Annotated in this window: 11 protein-coding genes; 6 read left to right on the top strand and 5 right to left on the bottom strand. The window is 74.0% G+C overall.

The genetic code is table 11. From position 1 onward, the window contains the following. Positions 1-51 precede the first annotated feature (51 nt). Complete coding sequence (locus tag ABD292_RS43475) at positions 52-1,371, top strand: MFS transporter (RefSeq protein ID WP_344218265.1); 1,320 nt, start codon at positions 52-54, stop codon at positions 1,369-1,371. 92 nt (positions 1,372-1,463) lie between these two features. On the opposite strand, the gene ABD292_RS43480 is transcribed toward ABD292_RS43475, so the two are convergent. Further along, positions 1,464-2,798 carry an MFS transporter gene (locus tag ABD292_RS43480; RefSeq protein ID WP_344218267.1) on the bottom strand — a complete coding sequence of 445 codons (1,335 nt, stop codon included), beginning with the start codon at positions 2,796-2,798 and terminating at the stop codon, positions 1,464-1,466. 219 nt (positions 2,799-3,017) lie between these two features. Here ABD292_RS43480 and ABD292_RS43485 point away from each other — a divergent pair, with 219 nt between their 5' ends. The 3 genes from ABD292_RS43485 to ABD292_RS43495 all read left to right on the top strand — a co-directional run bounded on the left by ABD292_RS43485 (position 3,018) and on the right by ABD292_RS43495 (position 4,887). Continuing rightward, complete coding sequence (locus ABD292_RS43485; protein ID WP_344218269.1) at positions 3,018-3,725, top strand: sirohydrochlorin chelatase; 708 nt, start codon at positions 3,018-3,020, stop codon at positions 3,723-3,725. Between the two features lie 43 nt (positions 3,726-3,768). Next, positions 3,769-4,317: a GNAT family N-acetyltransferase gene (locus ABD292_RS43490; RefSeq protein ID WP_344218271.1), complete on the top strand. Its 549-nt coding sequence runs from the start codon at positions 3,769-3,771 to the stop codon at positions 4,315-4,317. A gap of 144 nt (positions 4,318-4,461) precedes the next feature. After that, entirely contained in the window at positions 4,462-4,887 is a 426-nt protein-coding gene (locus tag ABD292_RS43495; protein ID WP_344218273.1) for a hypothetical protein, read from the top strand. A 173-nt stretch (positions 4,888-5,060) separates the two neighbouring features. On the opposite strand, the gene ABD292_RS43500 is transcribed toward ABD292_RS43495, so the two are convergent. Then, positions 5,061-11,780: a CHAT domain-containing protein gene (locus tag ABD292_RS43500; RefSeq protein WP_344218275.1), complete on the bottom strand. Its 6,720-nt coding sequence runs from the start codon at positions 11,778-11,780 to the stop codon at positions 5,061-5,063. 129 nt (positions 11,781-11,909) lie between these two features. Between ABD292_RS43500 and ABD292_RS43505 the strand changes: the two genes are divergently transcribed. Continuing rightward, positions 11,910-12,311 (top strand): nitroreductase family deazaflavin-dependent oxidoreductase, encoded by a 402-nt coding sequence (locus ABD292_RS43505; protein ID WP_344218277.1) that lies wholly within the window; start codon positions 11,910-11,912, stop codon positions 12,309-12,311. 45 nt (positions 12,312-12,356) lie between these two features. On the opposite strand, the gene glgA is transcribed toward ABD292_RS43505, so the two are convergent. Beyond that, on the bottom strand, positions 12,357-13,523 hold the full coding sequence (gene glgA, locus ABD292_RS43510; RefSeq protein ID WP_344218279.1) for a glycogen synthase: 1,167 nt from the start codon (positions 13,521-13,523) through the stop codon (positions 12,357-12,359). A 159-nt stretch (positions 13,524-13,682) separates the two neighbouring features. On the opposite strand from glgA, the gene glgC reads away from it, so the two are divergent. After that, on the top strand, positions 13,683-14,918 hold the full coding sequence (gene glgC, locus ABD292_RS43515) for a glucose-1-phosphate adenylyltransferase (RefSeq protein WP_329574602.1): 1,236 nt from the start codon (positions 13,683-13,685) through the stop codon (positions 14,916-14,918). 72 nt (positions 14,919-14,990) lie between these two features. On the opposite strand, the gene ABD292_RS43520 is transcribed toward glgC, so the two are convergent. Together ABD292_RS43520 and ABD292_RS43525 are read right to left on the bottom strand one after the other, a co-directional pair. Further along, a complete protein-coding gene (locus tag ABD292_RS43520; RefSeq protein WP_344218282.1) occupies positions 14,991-15,686 on the bottom strand; it encodes a hypothetical protein in 696 nt (231 codons plus the stop codon). 252 nt (positions 15,687-15,938) lie between these two features. Beyond that, positions 15,939-18,056 carry an alpha/beta hydrolase-fold protein gene (locus ABD292_RS43525; RefSeq protein WP_344218284.1) on the bottom strand — a complete coding sequence of 706 codons (2,118 nt, stop codon included), beginning with the start codon at positions 18,054-18,056 and terminating at the stop codon, positions 15,939-15,941. Positions 18,057-18,229 lie beyond the last annotated feature (173 nt).

The raw sequence follows: 18,229 nt of genomic DNA on the forward strand, positions 1-18,229 counted from the left end.
TTGTTGAACGATCCTTACGTTGAAATCATCCCCCTGATGAAGGAGCAACGGATGGCAGGCTCCACGCAACAGACCCGGCGGGTGATCCTCGCCAGCCTCATCGGCACCTCGCTGGAGTGGTACGACTTCTTCCTCTACACCACGGCCGCGACGCTGGTCTTCCCGCAGCTGTTCTTCCCGTCCCTCGATCCGTTCAACGCGACGCTGGCCTCGCTGACCACCAACGCGGTGGCCTTCGTGGCCCGGCCGCTCGGCGGGGTCGTCTTCGGTCACTTCGGCGACCGGGTGGGCCGCAAGACCGTGCTGGTCGTGACGTTGCTGGTGATGGGCGTCTCGACGTTCCTCATCGGCGTGCTCCCCGGGTACGCGAGCGTGGGGATCGCGGCGCCGATCCTGCTGGCGCTGCTGCGCTTCGTCCAGGGCCTCGGGCTCGGCGGCGAGTGGGGCGGCGCGGTGATCATGTCGCTGGAGCACGGCGACGGGCGGCGGCGCGGCTTCAACGCGAGCTGGCCGCAGGTCGGCGTCCCCGCCGGGTACGTCCTCGCCACCGGCCTGCTGACGCTGCTGTCCTTCGTCCAGTCGGACGCGGCGTTCCTGTCGTGGGGGTGGCGGGTGCCGTTCCTGCTGTCAGGGGCGCTGGTGTTCGTCGGCCTGTGGGTGCGGCTGAAGGTCACCGAGTCGCCGCTGTTCGCCGAGGTCGAGCAGAGCGGGGCCAAGGCGCGGATGCCGCTGGTCGAGGTGCTGCGCACGCACCCGCGCGCGCTGCTGTCGGCCTTCACCGCCCGCATCGGGGTGGACGTGGCGTTCTACACCTTCACCGCGTACATCATCGTCTACCTGACCGGGCAGCTCGGCCTGCCGCGCTCGTACGCGCTGAACGCCGTGCTCATCGGCTCGGCGCTGCAGCTCGCGCTGATCCCGCTGTTCGGCGCGCTGTCGGACCGGCTGGGGCGGCGGCCGGTGTACCTCGCGGGCGTCGTCGCGGCGGCGGTGTGGGCCTTCGCGTTCTTCCCGCTGCTGGACACGAAATCGTTCCCGCTGATCGCGCTGGCCGCGGTGGTGGCGCTGGTGACGCACGCCGCCATGTACGGGCCGCAGGCGGCCTTCATCGCCGAGCTGTTCAGCACCCGGCTGCGCTACAGCGGTGCGTCCATGGGCTACCAGGTGGCCGGGATCGTCGGCGGCGCGCTGGCGCCGATCATCGCGCTGCAGCTCTTCGAGGCGTACGGGAGCACGGTGGCGGTGTCGCTGTACGTGGTCGCCGCCCTGGCGGTCACCGCCGTGGGCCTGGCCATCGCGCCGGAGACCCGCGACCTGGACCTCGCCGCCGCGCCGGAGCCCGGCTCCCGGCCGGTGGGACCGCTCGCCTGACCTTCCTTCTTCCTTCTGTCTTCTGCCTTCTGCCGCGAGAGCGCGGGCGGCGGCTGCCAACGCCGCCCGCGCGGGCGGCCAGGGCGGAGCCCTTACGGGGGCGGGACGGCGGGCACGTCCACCGGCCGGCGGGCCCGCCACCGTCCCTTGAACGCCGCCATCGACGCCAGGAACAGCACCTGCCCGGCGAGCGCCGCCCCGAGCCAGGTCTGCCAGCCGGACGCCTCGACCACCATCGGCGAGACCACCAGCAACGCCACGATCATGACGCGGACGACCATGCCCCAGATGCCGAGCGCGGAGCCCTGCAGCCGGGACTCGACGTCCTCGGCGTTCTCGGAGAAGTTGGCCATCCACGGCACGTACGCGATGCCCATGAACAGGTAGAGCAGCGCGTAGACGGCGGTGACCTGGCCGGCGGGGACGCCGGGCCCGATCAGCGCGATGAAGTAGCCGAGCGCCGCCACGGTCAGCACGGTCCCGGCGGCGATGAACGGCTTACGCAGCTGCAGCCGGTCGGACAGCCGGCCGACGACGACCACCGCGACGGCGTTGAGCACGATGCCGAACGCGACGACACGGTTGGCGGCGGCCGGGTCCATGCCGAAGCCGCCGCTGAGTATCGTCTGCCCGAAGATCGCGAACGTCCAGTAGAGGACCTGCCAGCCGGTGCTGCCGAGGACGTGCGCCCACAGGTGCGGATGGCGGAACAACTCGGCGAGGCGGGCGCGGTAGGCGGGGTCCCCCTCCTCGGCCTGGGTTCTGACCTGGGCCTCGTGGTGCATCACCTCGGCCCGCAGCGCCGCCGACGGCTCGGCGATCTTCCAGATGATGACCGCGCACAGGCTCAGCGACACGACGCCCATGATGATGGCCTGCGAGCGCCAGGAGTTGCCGAACAGCGGGAGCGTGAACCCCGCGATGGCGGAGGCCAGGAAGGACGCCCCGACCGGTCCCCACGTCCAGAACGCGAACGCCTGGGCCCGTCCCATGCGGGGCGAGAAGTCGCGTACCAGGGAGGCGGTGATCGTGATGCCCGCGCCCTCGATGAACAGCATGAGGCAGCGCACCCAGAACAGCCCGGCGACGCTGTCAACGGTGGCGAGCAGGAAGTTGCACGCGGCCGTGATCGTCAGCGTGGGCACCAGGATCGTGACCCGGCCCCACCGGTCGGACAGGATGCCGCCGAACCCCGCCGACAGTCCGCCCACCAGCACCGACAGCGCGGCGATCTGGCCGTAGACGGTCAGCGACATGTCCAGGTCCTGCATGAGCAGCGGCAGGATGGTGGCGATCGTCGTCTCGAAGTTGGCGACCAGGCTCGCCAGCACCGCGACGGACAGCAGGAAGACCCGGCGGCGGCCCACCGGATAGACACTCAGCTCGCGGACGTAGAACGGCTTGTGACGGACACGGAACGGCTTCATTCCCGGCCTCCGGCGGTGGTTTCCAGCCTTCCGTTTCGCCCGCCCAAGTCAACGAGCGGCGCGATCACGATGTGATCTCGATCACTGCCCCGGCGTCGTGACGGAATCGCCATCTATTCACGGAACACGGCGCATGGAATAGGCATAAACTGCGCGCCTGTGAGCCTGCCTGTACGTGAACGTTCCCCTCGCCCGGGCGGCGGTCGCCACCGCCGTCCCGTGCCCACGTCCCTGCCGCCGGACGCGCCCATGCTCGTGCTCGCCACCCCCGGCGACACCTCCGGCGTGGCGGAGGAGATCGCCGCCGTCGTGCGCGTCGACAACCCGCAGATCGAGGTACGGCTGACGAGCGTCGCCGACCTGGCGGACGCGCTACCCGGCGGACGCGAGGCCGTCGTGGTGCCGCTGCTCACCTGGGAAGACCCCGTCGTCATGGCCGAGATCGGCAAGGCCGTCGCCGCCACCGGCAGCGGCGCCGTGGTGACCGACGCGCTCGGCCCCCACCCGCTGCTGGCCGAGGCCCTGCACATCCGGCTGGCCGAGCGCGGGCTCGCCCGCGCCGACCGGGTGCGCCTGCTCAACATCTCCAGCCCCGTCGACGCCGTCATCCTCGGCACCGTCGGCGGCGAGCGCGCGGTGCGGGCCGTGCAGGCCACCGCGGTGCTGCTGGCCTCCCGGCTCACCCTCCCGGTCGTCGCCGCCTCGCTCGACACCGAGCCCGGCGTGAGCGTGGCCGCCCAGCGGCTGCGCGCGGCCGGCGCCGAGCGGCTGGCGATCGCCCCCTGCATGATCGGCCACGAGGCGCCCGCCGGGATCGTCGAACGCGCCGCCGAGCAGATCGACGCCGGGCACGCCCAGCCGCTCGGCGCGCACGGCGCGGTCGCCGAACTTGTCGCCCGAGCTTACGGTAGTCAACTCGCCACTTGACAAGGGCTTGTGAAGATCGCGGGAATCGCGTTACCGTCTGCGCATGCGGCGCGTGGTATGCAACGGTTTGCGACTCGGCCTTCGTGATGTCACGGAGGCCGACGTCCCCGCCTTGCACGCCGTCTACGGCGACCCCGCCGCCACCCAGCACATGCCGTTCGCGCCCCGTTCGCCGCGGGAGGTCGCCGATCTCGTCGGGCAGGCGATGGAGGCCGCCCGCGCCGAGCCACGCCTGCTGTACGTGCTCGCCGTGGTGGACGCCGAGCACCGCGACGTGATCGGCGTGGCCCGGCTGCGCATCGAGCCCGAGCACCCGCACAGCGCCGAGATCGGCTTCGGCCTCCACCCGCACCAGTGGGGGCGCGGCATCGGCACCGACCTGGTGCGGCTGCTGCTGTCGTTCGGGTTCAAGCAGCTCGGGCTGCACCGCATCTGGGGCGCCCGCTCCCCCTCGAACCTGCCCGCGCAGCTCGCCATGCTGACCGCCGGCATGGTCGAGGAGGGCCGCATCCGGCACCATATGCGTACGCCCGCCGGGTGGCGGGATTCCGTCGTGCACTCGGTGCTGGAAGACGAATGGACCGAACGCTAGCGGCTTTTCGAGAGCGGCCTGTTGTTTCGCGTTCTGTCAAGGAAGGCCCGTCCATTCCCTGGCCCTTTCCCGGCACCGGTCAAGTCCCCGCGGAATTGTCGGTGCGGCATCCTACGATGAGCCTCCTCACGGAGGGATGGCCTGATGCTCGACTCGCTGATCGTGCCGTTGTTCGTCACCACGGACCTGCCGCCTGACGCCGACCTGGCCGGGTTCGGCGAGCTGCTCGCCGAGACGGTGCGTGAGCTGGGCGACGGCTACCCGGGATCCCTCGCCGGCCGGGTGTTCTGGCTCGACCGCCCCGTGCTGCCCGAGCAGCGGCCCGCCGCCGAGGGCGAGCTCCGCTTCGCCGGCATGCTGGGCCACCTCACCGCCACCGGGCCCGGCCACACCGTGCGCGAGGTGGTCGGCGACGTCCGGCGCGCGGTCGGCGCCGCCGTGACCGCCCGCTACGGTGACGTGGGCGTCGCACCGGCCGTCTTCGCCATCCGCGACCAGGACGTCCGCGAACGCACCCCCGACACCGCCCTCCCACTCCACACTGCGACCTCGACGCTTTCCCACCTGTAGGTGAGCCGGGCAACGCGCCCACGGGTCAGCCCAGGCTGAGCCACGCATGCGCGTCGACACCGGCTGAGTCGTGCCGAGGCGTCTGCGGGAAGGTCACGCAGCCCGCTGTCGCATGCGGGCCGGCAACAGGCCGACTGCGCGCGTCATGGCAGCCAGGAGCAGGTGCGTGCGCGTCAGTGGGGCAGACCGAGCAGCACGTACGGCGCCCACAGCTCGGGCTCGGCGGCCCCGTACAGTTCGCGTAGCGCCAGCACCCCATCACGCAGCGCCTGGGCCGGGTCGGCGCCCGCTCGCGTACGGGCGTGCAGGTCGCGTAGGAGCGCTCGCGTGATCTCGGCGGCGGGCGGCCACAGAGTGAGGAGCACGGCGCGGGCGCCCGCGTGCAGGAACGCCTGCCCGAGCACCGCAAGCCCGTCGCCCGCGCCGGGGCCGCCCGCGCAGCCGGTGAGGACGACGAGGCGGGCCCGTACACGCAGGCTCATGAGCCGCCTGGCGGTCAGCACCCCGTCGGCCAGCCGCACACCAGCGCCCAGCGGGTCGCGCGGATCGCTCACCACGGCGGCGGCCAGGTCCACGACGTCCCAGCTTCCGGCAAGGTGAGCGGAGGTGGCGGCGCGGCCGGTGCGCGGCTCGGCGCCGAGCAGGGCGGCGGTCCCGGCGTCCGCGTCCGTGCCGTGAGCCATCACCAACGACGGACCGCCCGCGCGGACCGGGACGTCGCGGGCCAGCCGGGCCAGGACGGCGGCGGAAGGGGCGTACGTCACCGGGCAGCGCTCGATCAGCGGCGGGCCGCCGCCGGGGGCGAGGGCGTGCAGCGGCACGCGGTGCAGCTCGCGGTGCGGCAGCAGGTGCAGCATCGACAGGTCGTCGCCGAGCTCCCGGAGCGCGTCCCCCAGCAGCAGATCCGCCAGGCGGCGCCACAGGTCGAGCCGGCGCCTGCGGGCGGCGAGGTCGAGCAGCCCGGGACGCCCGCCGTCGATCCCGGCCACGAACTCGGCCAGCAGCGACGCCTCGACGGCGGACCCGAACGCGCGCGGCTCGGCCCAGCCGGTGCGGTGCGCGAGCACGGTGACGCCGCCCGCGCCCACGTGGAACCCGAGAAGCCCGGCCGGCTCGCCCCGCGCGACCAGCGCGTCCAGCTCGGCCCCCGTCAGCGGGGCGGCCAGCCGCGCGGCCACGTGCCCGGGAGCGAGGGGCTCCAGGTGCCGCCACGACGTCGTCTCCAGCTCCTCACGTACGGCGTGGGCGCGACGCACGAGCGCGGCGGCCCGGACGGGGTCCCGGACACGCCCGGCCGCCGCCATCAGGGCGCGGGCCCGGCCGAGGTCACGCTCCTCGCGCTCCAGCGACTCCGGGGGGACGCCGGGCGGCGCCGGCCACCGCCCGTCGCCCAGTTGCACGGCCAGCGACCGGGCCTTGACCTGCTCGGCCCGCGCCCACGCCGCCCCGCCACGACCCAGGCGTACGGCGAGGGAGACGGCACGGTCGAGCACGCCCCTCTGCCCGTCCCGACCAGAACGCGGTGAGCCGCCGAAGGGGGTGGAGTGGGTCGCGGCGGGGGCGGGGTGGGGCGTGGCAGGCACCGAGCCACTGAAGGGGAGCAGGTCGGGCGTGCCAGGGACTGGGCCGGCGGAAGGGGCGAGGTGAGTGCTGACGGGCGTCAGGGTGGCGAGGTCGGAGGCGTGTTCGGCGTCCGTGAGGGCGGCGGCGAGGTCGCCGAGCCGGGTGGCCGCGTCCGCTCGGCGTTCGAGGGCGAACACCAACGCCGGGTCGTGCCCCCGGTCCTCCAGCAGTCCGACGGACCGGGACAGCCGCTCGTGCGCCCGGCCCGGGTCGCCGGCGGCGAGGTCCAGCGCGCCGAGAGCGGCCAGCGCGAGCCCCTCCCCGCCGCCGAACCCGATCCGTCGCGCCAGCTCGGCCGCCTCCTCCAGCTGGTCGGCGGCAGCCGGTGAGGACGCCGCAGCGGGACCAGAGGACGACGCCGACGCCGACGGCAGGGTGCCGAGGGCGATCAGGGTCAGGACCTTGCCCCGGTCGTCGCCCGTCTCGCGGTGGACGGCCAGCGCGCGTTCCAGCAGAGGACCGGCCTGGGCCGGCTCGCCGCACAGGACGTGTACGAGGGCCAGGTCGGCGCAGTCGTCCCCGAGGCCCGTCCGCTCGGTCAGCTCCTCGCGGAGCGTGATGGCGTCCCGGTAGCGGGCGGCTGCGGCGTCCAGCTCGCCGAGCTCGAGGTGCAGGGAGGCGCGGCCGGACAACAGAGGAGCGCGAAGGGCGCGCCAGACCGGAGCCGTCGTGAGCGTCAGACCCTCGTCGTACGCGCGGGCGGCGTCCGTCCAGCGGGCCTGGTCGGCGAGGGCGCGGGCCAGCGCGGTCAGGGCGTGGACCAGGGGCGCGGGGAGGGCCGGGCCGGCGTCGTCGCGGGCCAGTTGTACGGCGCGGGTCAGATGGCCGATGGCCTCGTCGGGACGGCCGAGGGCGTGCGCGGCGGCCCCCAGGTTGCGCAGGTGCTCGATCCTACGGGCGTCGCGCAGCTCGCAGCCCTCGGCGGCGTAACTGTAGGCGGCGGTGAGGTCGCCGAGAGCCAGGCAGTACGGGGACAGCTTGGCGAGAAGGTGGGAACGATCCTGCGGAAGGAGCGGGGCGGCGGCACCGTAGTCGTCGTCGCCCCAGCCGGGCGGGCGGCCCAGCCTGCCCTCATGCCGCCGGAGGTCCTCGGCGGGAGCTTCGGGGCGGGCCTGGGCCAGGGCCTGCTCGGCCATGGCGCGGGCCAGCGGGAGATCGCCCGTGGACTCGGCCTCCTCCAGGCGCAGCCACGTCTCCAGGCGTTCGGCGGCGGCCGGGCCGATCGCCTGCACGCGGTCGCGGCCGGCCCGGAGCGTGGTGACGGCCTCGGCCAGGGTGGCCCGGCCGTGCGCGAGGTCGCCGAGAGCGAGCTGGACGGCGGCCACCCGGGCGAGGACGTCCGCGTCCAGTCCGCCCGACGCCGCCAGGGCCGCCACGATCTCGAACGGCGCCGCCCCCGCCCACCGGGCCTCCTGTCCCGAGGGCGATGAGGCAGACGGCTGGGAGGTGGGCTCCTGTCTGGGCAGCGATGGAGGGAGAGGCGGTGGCGCGGGAGGCGACGGGTCGAAAGGCGATCCGGTGAAAGGCGCCCCGGTGGAGGACGACCCAGTGGACGACGGCCAAATGGGAGACGACCCGACGGAGGACGCCCCGGTGGTAGGCGGCCAGGTGGCCGGCAACCCGACGGGAGACGACCCGGAGGAGGACGACCGGGAGGAGGGTTGGAGAGAGGGGGTGAGAGCGGTGAGGCCGGATTCCAAGGCCGTGCGGGCGCGGCGGTGTTCGCCGCGTTCCTCCAAGGCGAAGCCGAGCCGGAGGGAGGCGAGGGCGGCGAGGCGGGGCTGGGCGGCGGTGCGGAAGCCGGTGACCGCCTGTTCCAGGGCGTCGATCTGGGCGGGCAGGTCGCCGAGGCGGGCGGCGAGCGAGGCCAGGCGGTCCCGTACGACGGCTTCCTTCAGCGGGTCGGCGGCCGCCAGGCCGAGGGCGGCGCGCAGGCGTTCCCCGGCGGCCAGGAACTCCCCCAGGCGTTCGTCCAGGACCGCCCGGTGCAGGGTGGCGAGGAAGAGGGCGCCCAGGTCGCCGTCGGCGGCGGCCAGGTCGAGGGCGCGGTCCAGCTCCGTGGCCGCGTCCTCGGGCAGGTCGAGGGCGGACAGGGCGGCGGCGCGCATGGTCAGGGCGGTGGCTTCCTTGCCGGGGGCGCGCAGCCGGGCGAACGCCTCGGCCGCCGCCCCGAACTCCTCCAGCGCCCGCCCGGCCTCCCCCTGCCCGTAGGCGAGCGCGCCGAGGTTGTAGCGGACGGCGGCCGAGCCGTCGAGGTGCCCGATCGCCTGGTACTCCTGCTCGGCCAGCTCGAACGCCGCCCGCGCCGCCGCCGGGTCGCCGGTGGCGCGGCGGCGCTGGGCGATGCGGTACCACTCGTCGGCGGGCTCGCGCCGACTGCCCCGGCGTCGTACGACCTCGACCAGGCGGGCCTCGCACGCGGCGGCCCGCTCGTGGTGGCCGCGTACGGACAGCAGGACGGCGTGCGCGTCCAGCGCGCGGCAGGCGTCCTCCCAAGCGCCGGCCGCCTCCAGCTCGATGGCGCAGGCGGCGATGCGTTCCCCGGCGGCGGTGAGGTCGCCCTGGTCGACGGCGGCGCGGGCGGCCGGGACCAGCACCAGGGCCGCCTCCCTCGGCTCCCCCAACGCCAGGTACAGCTCCCGGGCGCGGGCCGCGCAGGCCAGGGCGGCGGCGGGGTCCGCGGCGGCCAGGTACGCCTCGGCGGCGCGCAGCTGGTGGGCCGCCTCGCCGGCGCTCAGCCCGGCTCCCGCGCACAGGGCGATCGCCCGCAGGTGCTGCTCGACGGCCCCCTCGGGGTCGCCCGCGCGCAGCAGGACGTCGCCCAGGTGGCCCAGTTGCTCCGCCTCGGCCGGGAGGTCGCCGAGCGTGCGGTGGACGGCGGCGGCGCGGTCGAACGCCTCGGCGGCGCGGGCGGGGTCGTTCAGGTGGTCGTGGTTGACGCCCTGGAGGGAGAGGGCATGCGCGGTACGGGCCCGGTCGCCCTCCTCGTCGAAGGCGGCGGCGGCGCGGGCGAGCACGGCGCCGGCGGTGCGGCGGCGGCCGGCGTCGGCCAGCCGGAGCCCGGTCTCCAGGAGGAACGCGCCACGGCCGGCGTCCCCGTGCGGGCCGGGGGCACTCGCCGTGGGGTGGCGTTCGGCGTACGCGAGGAGTTTGAGCGTCAGGGACTCGTCGGACGTCTGAACGGCGAGGTCGGCGGCGGCCCTGGCGAGGTGTTCGTCGACGGGCAGCCGGGCGGGGTCGGTGAGCAGGACGTCGAGCTGCGCCAGCAGGTCGGGGTCGCCGTCCCTGGCGAGGGCCAGTGCCTCGCCGAGGTCGCGCGGGTCGCCGCCGTGGGAGAAGCGGGCGAGCAGGGCTCGGGAGAGCAGGCGGTGGGCGGGGGTCTGGTCGCGGGAGCTCTTCACGGCCAGCTCGGCGGCCTGGCGGGCGGTCAGCACCGCGCCGTCGAGGTCCTCGGCACGGTGCGGCGCGGTGTCCTGGTGGGTGGCGCGCCAGCGGAGCAGCTCGGAGAGCAGCGTGTACGCCTCCAGCCGCGCCGTCAGCCGGTCGCCGGTGGCCAGGGACTCGCGCAGGGCGGCGATCGCCTCGGCGGCGGTGGACGGGGTGAGCCGGAGGCGCAGGGCGCGGGCGAGCAGGAGCAGCGCGTCGGGGCGGGCCGGGTCGTCCACGGCGTGGGCGGCCAGGGCGGTACGGGCGGCGGTGACCGGGGCGGCGGGGTCGCCGCCTGTGGTCAGGGTGCGTTCGAGGATGGTGGCGGCGAGGTCGGTGAGGAGCCTCGGGCGGTCGGGGTGGCCGGGCGGGACCTCCCGGGTGGCCTCGCGGAGGGTTTCGACGGCGACGTCGAGGTCCTGCTGCGCGCCGGTCGCCTCGTAGCGGCGCCGGCGCCGCTCACCGAGCAGGGCGAGGCGGGCGAGCGGGTCCGCGGAGAGCCGCCGGGCCAGCTCGAAGGTGGCGCGGTAGGCGACCCGCTCGCCGGTGAGGGGTAGGGGGGTCGCGGGAGAAGCGTTCGATGAGGGGACGGGCGGCAAGGCTCCGCCCTGGCCGGCGTCCCGGATGACAGGCTGCGGGGCCTCCCCTCGGTGGACGTCCCCGGCGACGGGCGGCAGGCCCCCGTCCTGGTCGGCTTCCCTGACAATGGGCGGCAGCGCCCCGCCCTGGCCGGCCTCCCGTTTGGCGGGAGTACCGGGTGCGGCGGGCACGCCTGTGGTGTCGGGGCCGACCGTGGCGTCGGGATCGGCCGAGGAGGTGGGGCCGTCCCAGGTCGCGGTGCCGGGTGGGAAGTCCGCAGCGGGAGCGGGGAGCCCGAGGGCCTGGAACATCTCGTGGCCGGCCTCCAGCGACCGTTCGTCCCCCGTCACCACGTACCACTCGACCAGCCCCACCGCGTACGGCCCCAGCACCCCGGGATGCGCCCACCGCTCGTGCCAGAAGTCGAGCGCGCACTGCCCCACCCGGATGAAGGCGAGCAGGTCGTCGTCCAGGCAGGAGCGGGCGGCGCGGGCCTGGGCGAGGCCGACGAGGCTGAGCAGCGCGCGGGAGCGTTCGCGGGTGCCGGGCTCGGACTCGGCGGCCGACAGGTACGCCCGTACCAGGTCCTCGTCGTCGGGCACGGCCAGGGCGAGCGCGGCGGCCAGCTCCGCCAGGTGGGCGGCCTCGCCGGGGGCGGCGAGCGCGGCCCGGAACAGCACGTGCACGGCGTCGTCGAGCAGCTCCCGCTCCCCCGTCCGCCCGTGCAGCCGGACGAGCCCGCCGCCGAGCAGGGCCAGCGCGCCGGGCGCCCAGGACGGGTCGGCGGAGCGCATGGCCTGCTGGAGCAGCAGCTCGCCGAGCCGGTCGGCGGCGTCGGCGGTGAGCTGGGCGGCGGCCCGCCCGACGAGGGCGTGCACGAGCAGCCCGACGTGCCGGTACGCCGCCGGGTCCACGTGCCTGAACACCTCCTCGACCAGCCCCGCCCAGGTGCCGGCCGCGTCGGCGGACGGCACGTGGGCCCCGCGCAGCTTCTCCGGCAGCCGCGCGGGGTCGAGCACGGCCACGGCGGCGAAGAAGGCGCCCGCGACGGCGGCGTCCTGGTTGGTACGCGGGTCGAGGCGGTACCGGGCGAGGTGGAGCACGCCGATCAGCCGCCAGGTGGCGGCGTCGGAGCGGTCGCCGGCGCAGGCCAGCATCGCCTGCTCGGCCTCGATCAGCGCCGCGGGATCCCAGATCAGCTCGGGATCCGCGGCCTGCTCGAACCGCTCGATGCGGGCGGCCAGCGTCTCGGCCGGATCGGTCATGGGCACAGGCTCTCACCGGCGCGCCCGTGCGTACAGTTCGGGGCGGGGCCCGCGCTGTGCGGGGGCAACTCTTCGTACAGACGCCGGGGGCGGCGGTGCAGGGTTCTTCCTGGTGGGTAGGTCGCGGGCATGCTCTATGGCAAGGAACATGTCCGGCGTTATCAGGAGACCGACGGCGCGGAGGGGCACGACTGGAACAACACCACCGTCCTGCTGCTGACCACGAAGGGCCGCAACTCGGGCCGGCCGTACACCACACCGCTGATCTACCAGCGCCACGGCGACGTCTACCTCGTCGTGGCCTCCTACGGCGGCGCGCCCGACGACCCGCAGTGGTTCAAGAACCTGCGGGCGGACCCCGAGGTCGAGGTGCAGGTGAAGGGCGAGAGGTTCGCGGCGCGGGCCCGCCCGGCCCGGCCCGAGGAGAGGCCGGAGATGTGGCGGGTCATGACGGCGACGTGGCCGCAGTACGACGAGTACCAGGAGAAGACCGACCGGGAGATCCCGATCGTCGTCCTGGAACGCGCCTGAGGTGACCTCGCGGGCGGGAGCGGACCGCCCCGCCCGCGACGCGCGTCACAGCGTGGCGTAGAGCTCCATGGTGCGGTGGGCGATGCGCTCCCACGAGAAGTGCTCGACCGCCCGCGCCCGCCCCGCGAGACCCATGGCACGGGCCCGTACGGGGTCGCGCAGCAGCGTGTTGACCCGCTCGGCCAGGTCGGCGGCGAAGCGGTCGGGGTCGTGCGGGGTGCCGTCGCGCTCCTGGGAGATGGGCACGAGCAGGCCGGTCTCGCCGTCGGCCACGACCTCGGGAATGCCGCCGGTGGCCGTCGCGACGACGGCGGTCTCGCAGGCCATCGCCTCCAGGTTGACGATGCCCATGGGCTCGTAGACCGACGGGCACACGAACACCGCGGCGTGCGTGAGGAGCTGGATGACCTGCGGCTTCGGCAGCATCTCCTGGATCCAGTGGACGCCGTCGCGGTCGAGGTCGCGGACGAGCCCGCTCACCTCGGCGGCGATCTCGGGGGTGTCGGGCGCGCCGGCGCAGAGCACGAGCTGGGCGTCGGGGTCGAACGAGCGCGCCGCGTGCAGCAGGTGGACCAGGCCCTTCTGGCGGGTGATGCGGCCGACGAAGATCACGTACGGGCGGTCGGGGTCGATGCCGTGCCGGGCGAGGACGTCGGTGCCGGGGTCGGGGGCGTACTCGGCGGTGTCGATGCCGTTGTGGATGACGGTGACCTTCTCCGGCGCGATCTCGGGGTAGGCGGCCAGCACGTCGCGGCGCATGCCGGCCGAGACCGCGATGACGGCGTCCGCGGCGGCCAGGGCGGTGCGCTCGGCCCAGGAGGAGATCGTGTAGCCGCCGCCGAGCTGCTCGGCCTTCCACGGCCGCAGCGGCTCCAGGCTGTGCGTGGTGATGACGTGGGGGACGCCGTGCAGGAGTTTCGCGACATGCCCGGCGAAGTTGGCGTACCAGGTATGAGAGTGGACGATGTCGGCTCCCTCGCAGGCCGCGGCCATCTCCAGGTCGACGCCGAGCACCTGCAGGGCCGCGTTGGCCTTCTCCAGCCCGCCCGGCACCCGGTACGCCGAGACGCCCGGTTCGGCACGGTCCGCGCCGAAACAGCGCACCCGTACGTCGGCCAGCGGACGCAGCTCCCGGGCGAGGTATTCCATGTGCACCCCGGCGCCGCCGTACACCTCGGGCGGATACTCCCGGCTGAGTAGATCAACACGCATAGAGACGACCTTACGATCAACGCGACCATGGGGACACAACCGGCGAGCCCGGGCTCGGCGACCCCCGCCGGGCCCGCAAACGGCAAATCGGGACACGAGGGAAGTTAGCCGCGCCGGGATTCGTCGATAGAACGGCCATTTGAGGGTAGCGTCTCGGGCATGAGGTCCCGGAGGGTGCTTGCGGTCGTGCTGGCAGGTGGAGAGGGTAAGAGGCTCATGCCGCTCACGGCGGATCGGGCCAAACCGGCGGTGCCGTTCGGGGGGATATATCGGCTCGTAGACTTCGTGCTGTCGAATCTGGCGAACGGCGGCTTCCTGAAGATCGTCGTGTTGACCCAGTACAAGAACCACAGCCTCGACCGGCACGTCTCGCGCACCTGGCGGCTGTCGGCGATGCTCGGCAACTACGTGACGCCCGTGCCCGCGCAGCAGCGGCTCGGCCCGCGGTGGTTCTCCGGCTCGGCCGACGCGCTGTTCCAGAACCTCAATCTCATCTACGACGAGATGCCCGAGCACGTGATCGTGTTCGGCGCGGACCACATCTACCGGATGGATCCGCGGCAGATGGTCGAGCAGCACGAGGACTCCGGCGCGGACGTGACCGTGGCCGCGATCCGGCAGCCGCTGGCACTGGCCGACCAGTTCGGCGTCATCGAGACCGACCCCGAGGGGCGCAGGATCGTCGCGTTCAGGGAGAAGCCGAAGGACGCGGTGGGGCTCGCCGACTCCCCCGACGAGGTCTACGCCTCGATGGGCAACTACGTGTTCAAGACGCAGTCGATGATCGACGCGCTGCGCGAGGACGCGCTCGACCCGACCAGCAAGCACGACCTGGGCGGCAACATCATCCCGATGCTGGTCAAGTCGGGCGGCGCCGACGTCTACGACTTCAAGAACAACATCGTCCCCGGCTCGACCGAGCGCGACCGCGGCTACTGGCGCGACGTGGGGACGCTGGACGCCTACTACGAGGCCCACATGGACCTCATCTCGGCGCATCCGGTGTTCAACCTGTACAACGACAAGTGGCCGATCTTCACCGGCCACGACCCGCTGCCGCCGGCCAAGTTCGTCCACAACGAGGGCGACCGGGTGGGGCGGGCCATCGACTCGCTGGTCTCGCCCGGCGTGATCGTCTCGGGCGGCACCGCCGTACGGTCGGTCCTGTCGCCGAAGGTGGTGCTCCACTCGCACTCGCTGGTGGAGGACTCCGTGCTGATGGAGAACGTCAAGATCGGGCGGGGCGCGATCGTGCGCAAGGCGATCATCGACAAGAACGTGGTGATCCCCGACGGCGCGCGGATCGGGTTCGACCTCGACTACGACCGTACGCGTTTCGCCCTCACGCGCGGCGGCGTCGTGGTCATCGGCAAGAACGAGATCGTGGACCGCTGAGCGGCGGGTCGCACAGGGAGAGGTCCCGGGGGCGCTGATACGGCCCCGGGACCGGCCCGCTCCAGAAAGTCTCTAGTGACGGTCGTGCTTGGCGGCCTCGTAGCGGTAACCGTTGGCGCCCCAGGTGCGGCCGTGGTCGTCGGGCTCGATCCAGCCCCAGCCGCGGCCCCGGTCGTGGCCGTCCTTGTCGTCCCCGTAGGACGCCTTGTTGAAGTCGCCGTCGAACCCGCGGTCGTCGGCGTCGCCCTCGGACCCGCCCTTGAACCCACGGTGGAACCCGCGGTCGGACTTGTCGTCGAACCCGCCGTCGAACCTGCCCTTGAACCCGCGGTCGAACCCGCGGTCGGACTTGTCGTCGAACCCGCCGTCGAACCGGTCCTTGAACCCGCGGTGGAACCCGTCATCGGAGTCGCGGCCGGACTCACGGTCGGATTCGTGCTCGGACCTGCGGTCGGACCCACGGTCGGATTCGTGGCGGGACCCACGGTCGGACCGGTCGTCGGCCTCGTCGTCGTCAGAGTCGGAATCGTCGTCGGACCTGCCCCAGCCGTCGTGGTGGTGCCGGTCGTCGTGGTTCTGGCAGGACTTGGACTCCCGGCTCGTGAACCAGATGCGCTCAGCTTCGGCGTCGATGCCGAACGAGTGGGTCTTGTCGCTGGAGCCGAGGTCGCAGCGCTCGTCGTCGGCGTTCGCCGGGCCGGCCATGCCGACGAGCGCGACGGCGGCGGCGAGTACGCCGCCGGCGGCTATGAGGTTACCTTTCACCATTTCTCCCTGTGATCACGATGTGACATCGCTTGTTCACTCTAAGTAGTCAAGGGTGATACGGCGGGTAACGCCACGCGGTGACCTGTGATCACCCATTTGGGCCAGGTTCGCGCCGCCGGTCGAGCCCGCGTCATAGGAGAGGGACCAGAAACGCCCGCCCCACGTGCGGACGTGAGAGTCGTACTCCTTGTGCCACGGCCGGTGCGGACCCGGCCGTGGCACTACGTCGTCCTGGTGCTCAACTGTCTCTTTCTAGGACGGCAGGCCGGTCTCCGGGGCGACCGTGGCGAGGAAGACGTCCCCGTTGCCGGGACCGGCGGCGCCGTAGGTGAGGCCGGAGACCGCTACCTGGCCGGACGGTGTCGGCGCGGCGTACAGGTTCGGCTCGGCGAACGGGTCCACGGCGTCGTCCCTGGCCGAGCCGAACTGGGCGGCGGCGCGCTGCCCGCCCTTGGCGTCGAGCCGGAGGGTCAGCACGTCGGCGCCGCCCGCCTGGACGCCCACCCGGCCCCGCGTGTGGCCCACGACCTCGACCTCGCCGCCGGGCAGCGCGGCCACGGCGGCCCCCTCGTCGGCGGACGGGGTGGCGAGGGTGTGGGTCCAGCGCCGCTTGCCGCGGGCGTCGTAGGCCGCAGTGTGGGCGTCCCCGTTCACGGCGCCCGTCGCGACGGCCAGGCCGCCGGTGGTGACGGTCACCGCGTTCAGCCGGTCGTCGCCGTCGCCGCCCGCGGTCGTGGCCCACTTACGGGTCCCGTCGGCGGTCCCGAACGCGGCCAGCCAGCCGTCGAGGCCGCCGAGCGCGCTCGTGCCGGGCAGGGCGGCGGTGGCGCTGCCCGTGACGTACAGATTCGCGGCGTCCGCGGCCACCCCGTACGCCTTGTCCTCGCCGGGGCCGCCATACTGGCGCAGCCAGGCCAGCTCGCCCGACGGGGTGAGCCGGGCCACGAGGGCGTCCTTGTCGCCGGCGTTGCGGCCGTCGAGGTCGCCCTTGGTGTAGCCGGCCACGTACGCGCCGCCGTCGGGCGCGGCGGCCAGGCCGTAGAGCCGGTCGGCGGCGTCCGGCGCGCCGAACTGGGTGATCCAGCGGACCGCGCCGTCCGGGCCGAGCCGGACCACGAACGCGTCGTCGGCCGCGTTGCCGGGATGCCGGCCGTCGAGGTCGCCCTTGGTGTAGCCGGCGGCCAGCACGCCGCCGTCGGGCAGCGCCGCGACCCCGTACAGGCGCTCGTCGGCGGCCGTGCCGAGCTGCCGGGTCCAGCCGTTCGCGCCGGTGCGGGTGATGACCGCGTCGAAGCGGCCGGCGTGCGGCTGGCCGGCGACGGGCCCGCCGGCCGCGTACCCGACCGTGAGTGAGCCGTCGGCGTGGGCGGCGACGCCGCCGGCCCAGTCGGTGGCGGCGGTGCCGTGCAGCGGGGCGGGCAGCCCGGCGGGCGGCGTCACGCTGAGACCCGGGCCCAGCTCGGCCATGGCCTGCTCGAAGGCGGGCGTCCAGACGGTCCAGTCGTGGCCGCCGTCCAGGACGCGAAGCTGGGCGGAGACGGCGGGCGAGCGGCGGGCGGCGTTGTAGAGCGCGGCGGACTCGAAGTCGAGGTCGTGGCGGGCGTCGGCGGGGTCGGGGTTGGCGTACTCGTCGTCGCCGACGGCCACGAACATCCGTACCGGCAGGTCGGGGTCCAGCTTCGGCAGCAGGGCCGGGTAGTTGAGCTCGCGGTAGACGTCGTCGGAGAACTTCGCCGCGCCCTCGCCGAACGCGCCGTAGTCCCGGGCGGAGGAGTCGCCGGGCGGCAGCGGGGTGTAGACGGCGGGGCTGAGGACGGCGGCGGCGCTGAAGACGTCCTGGTGGGCGAGGGCGAAGCGGAGCGCGCCCGCGCCGCCCATCGAGTAGCCGCCGACCAGCCGGGCCTCGCGGATCGGCGCGGTGCGGTAGGTGGCGTCCACGTGCGCGACCAGGTCGTGCGCGAGCGCGGTCTCCACCTTGCGCCCGGGCAGGTCGGAGCCGGTGTAGCGGGAGTCGGTGTACCAGCTTCCGCGTTCGCTCCACGGGGCGTCCGGCATGACGGCGATGACCGGCGGGATGCGCTTGGTCCTGATCAGGTCGTCGAGCACGGTCTTGACGCGGGTCCACGCCTGCATGGTGTCGCCGCGGCCGTGGAGCAGGTAGAGGACGGGGTGGCGGGCGCCGCCCCGGTCGTAACCGGCGGGCAGGTAGGCGGTGTAGGCGACGGCCTCCCCGCCGAGGGCCGGCGAGGGGGCCGAGCCGGTGGTGAGCGTGCCGCCCGCCCGCGTCTCCGTCTCGCCCGGCGGGGCGAGGAGGGTGAACGTGGTGAGGGCGGCCAGCGCGGCGGCGCCGATCCAGCGAGGCAGGGGCATGGAGCACTTCCGAGGGGAGCCGTAAACGTTTACAGTAGGCACCTTGCGGTGTGTTGGGAGAGTTTCCTGGGGTGGGGGGTGCCGTGTCAACAGCTCCCGGGCGGACGGGGCGCGGTGGCGGGCACCCGGAGCGCCGGCTCGTTCGTTGTCGGGATGGCCGTCGATCGTCGTCT

The organism is Nonomuraea bangladeshensis (genome assembly GCF_039529455.1).
GTDB lineage: Bacteria > Actinomycetota > Actinomycetes > Streptosporangiales > Streptosporangiaceae > Nonomuraea > Nonomuraea bangladeshensis.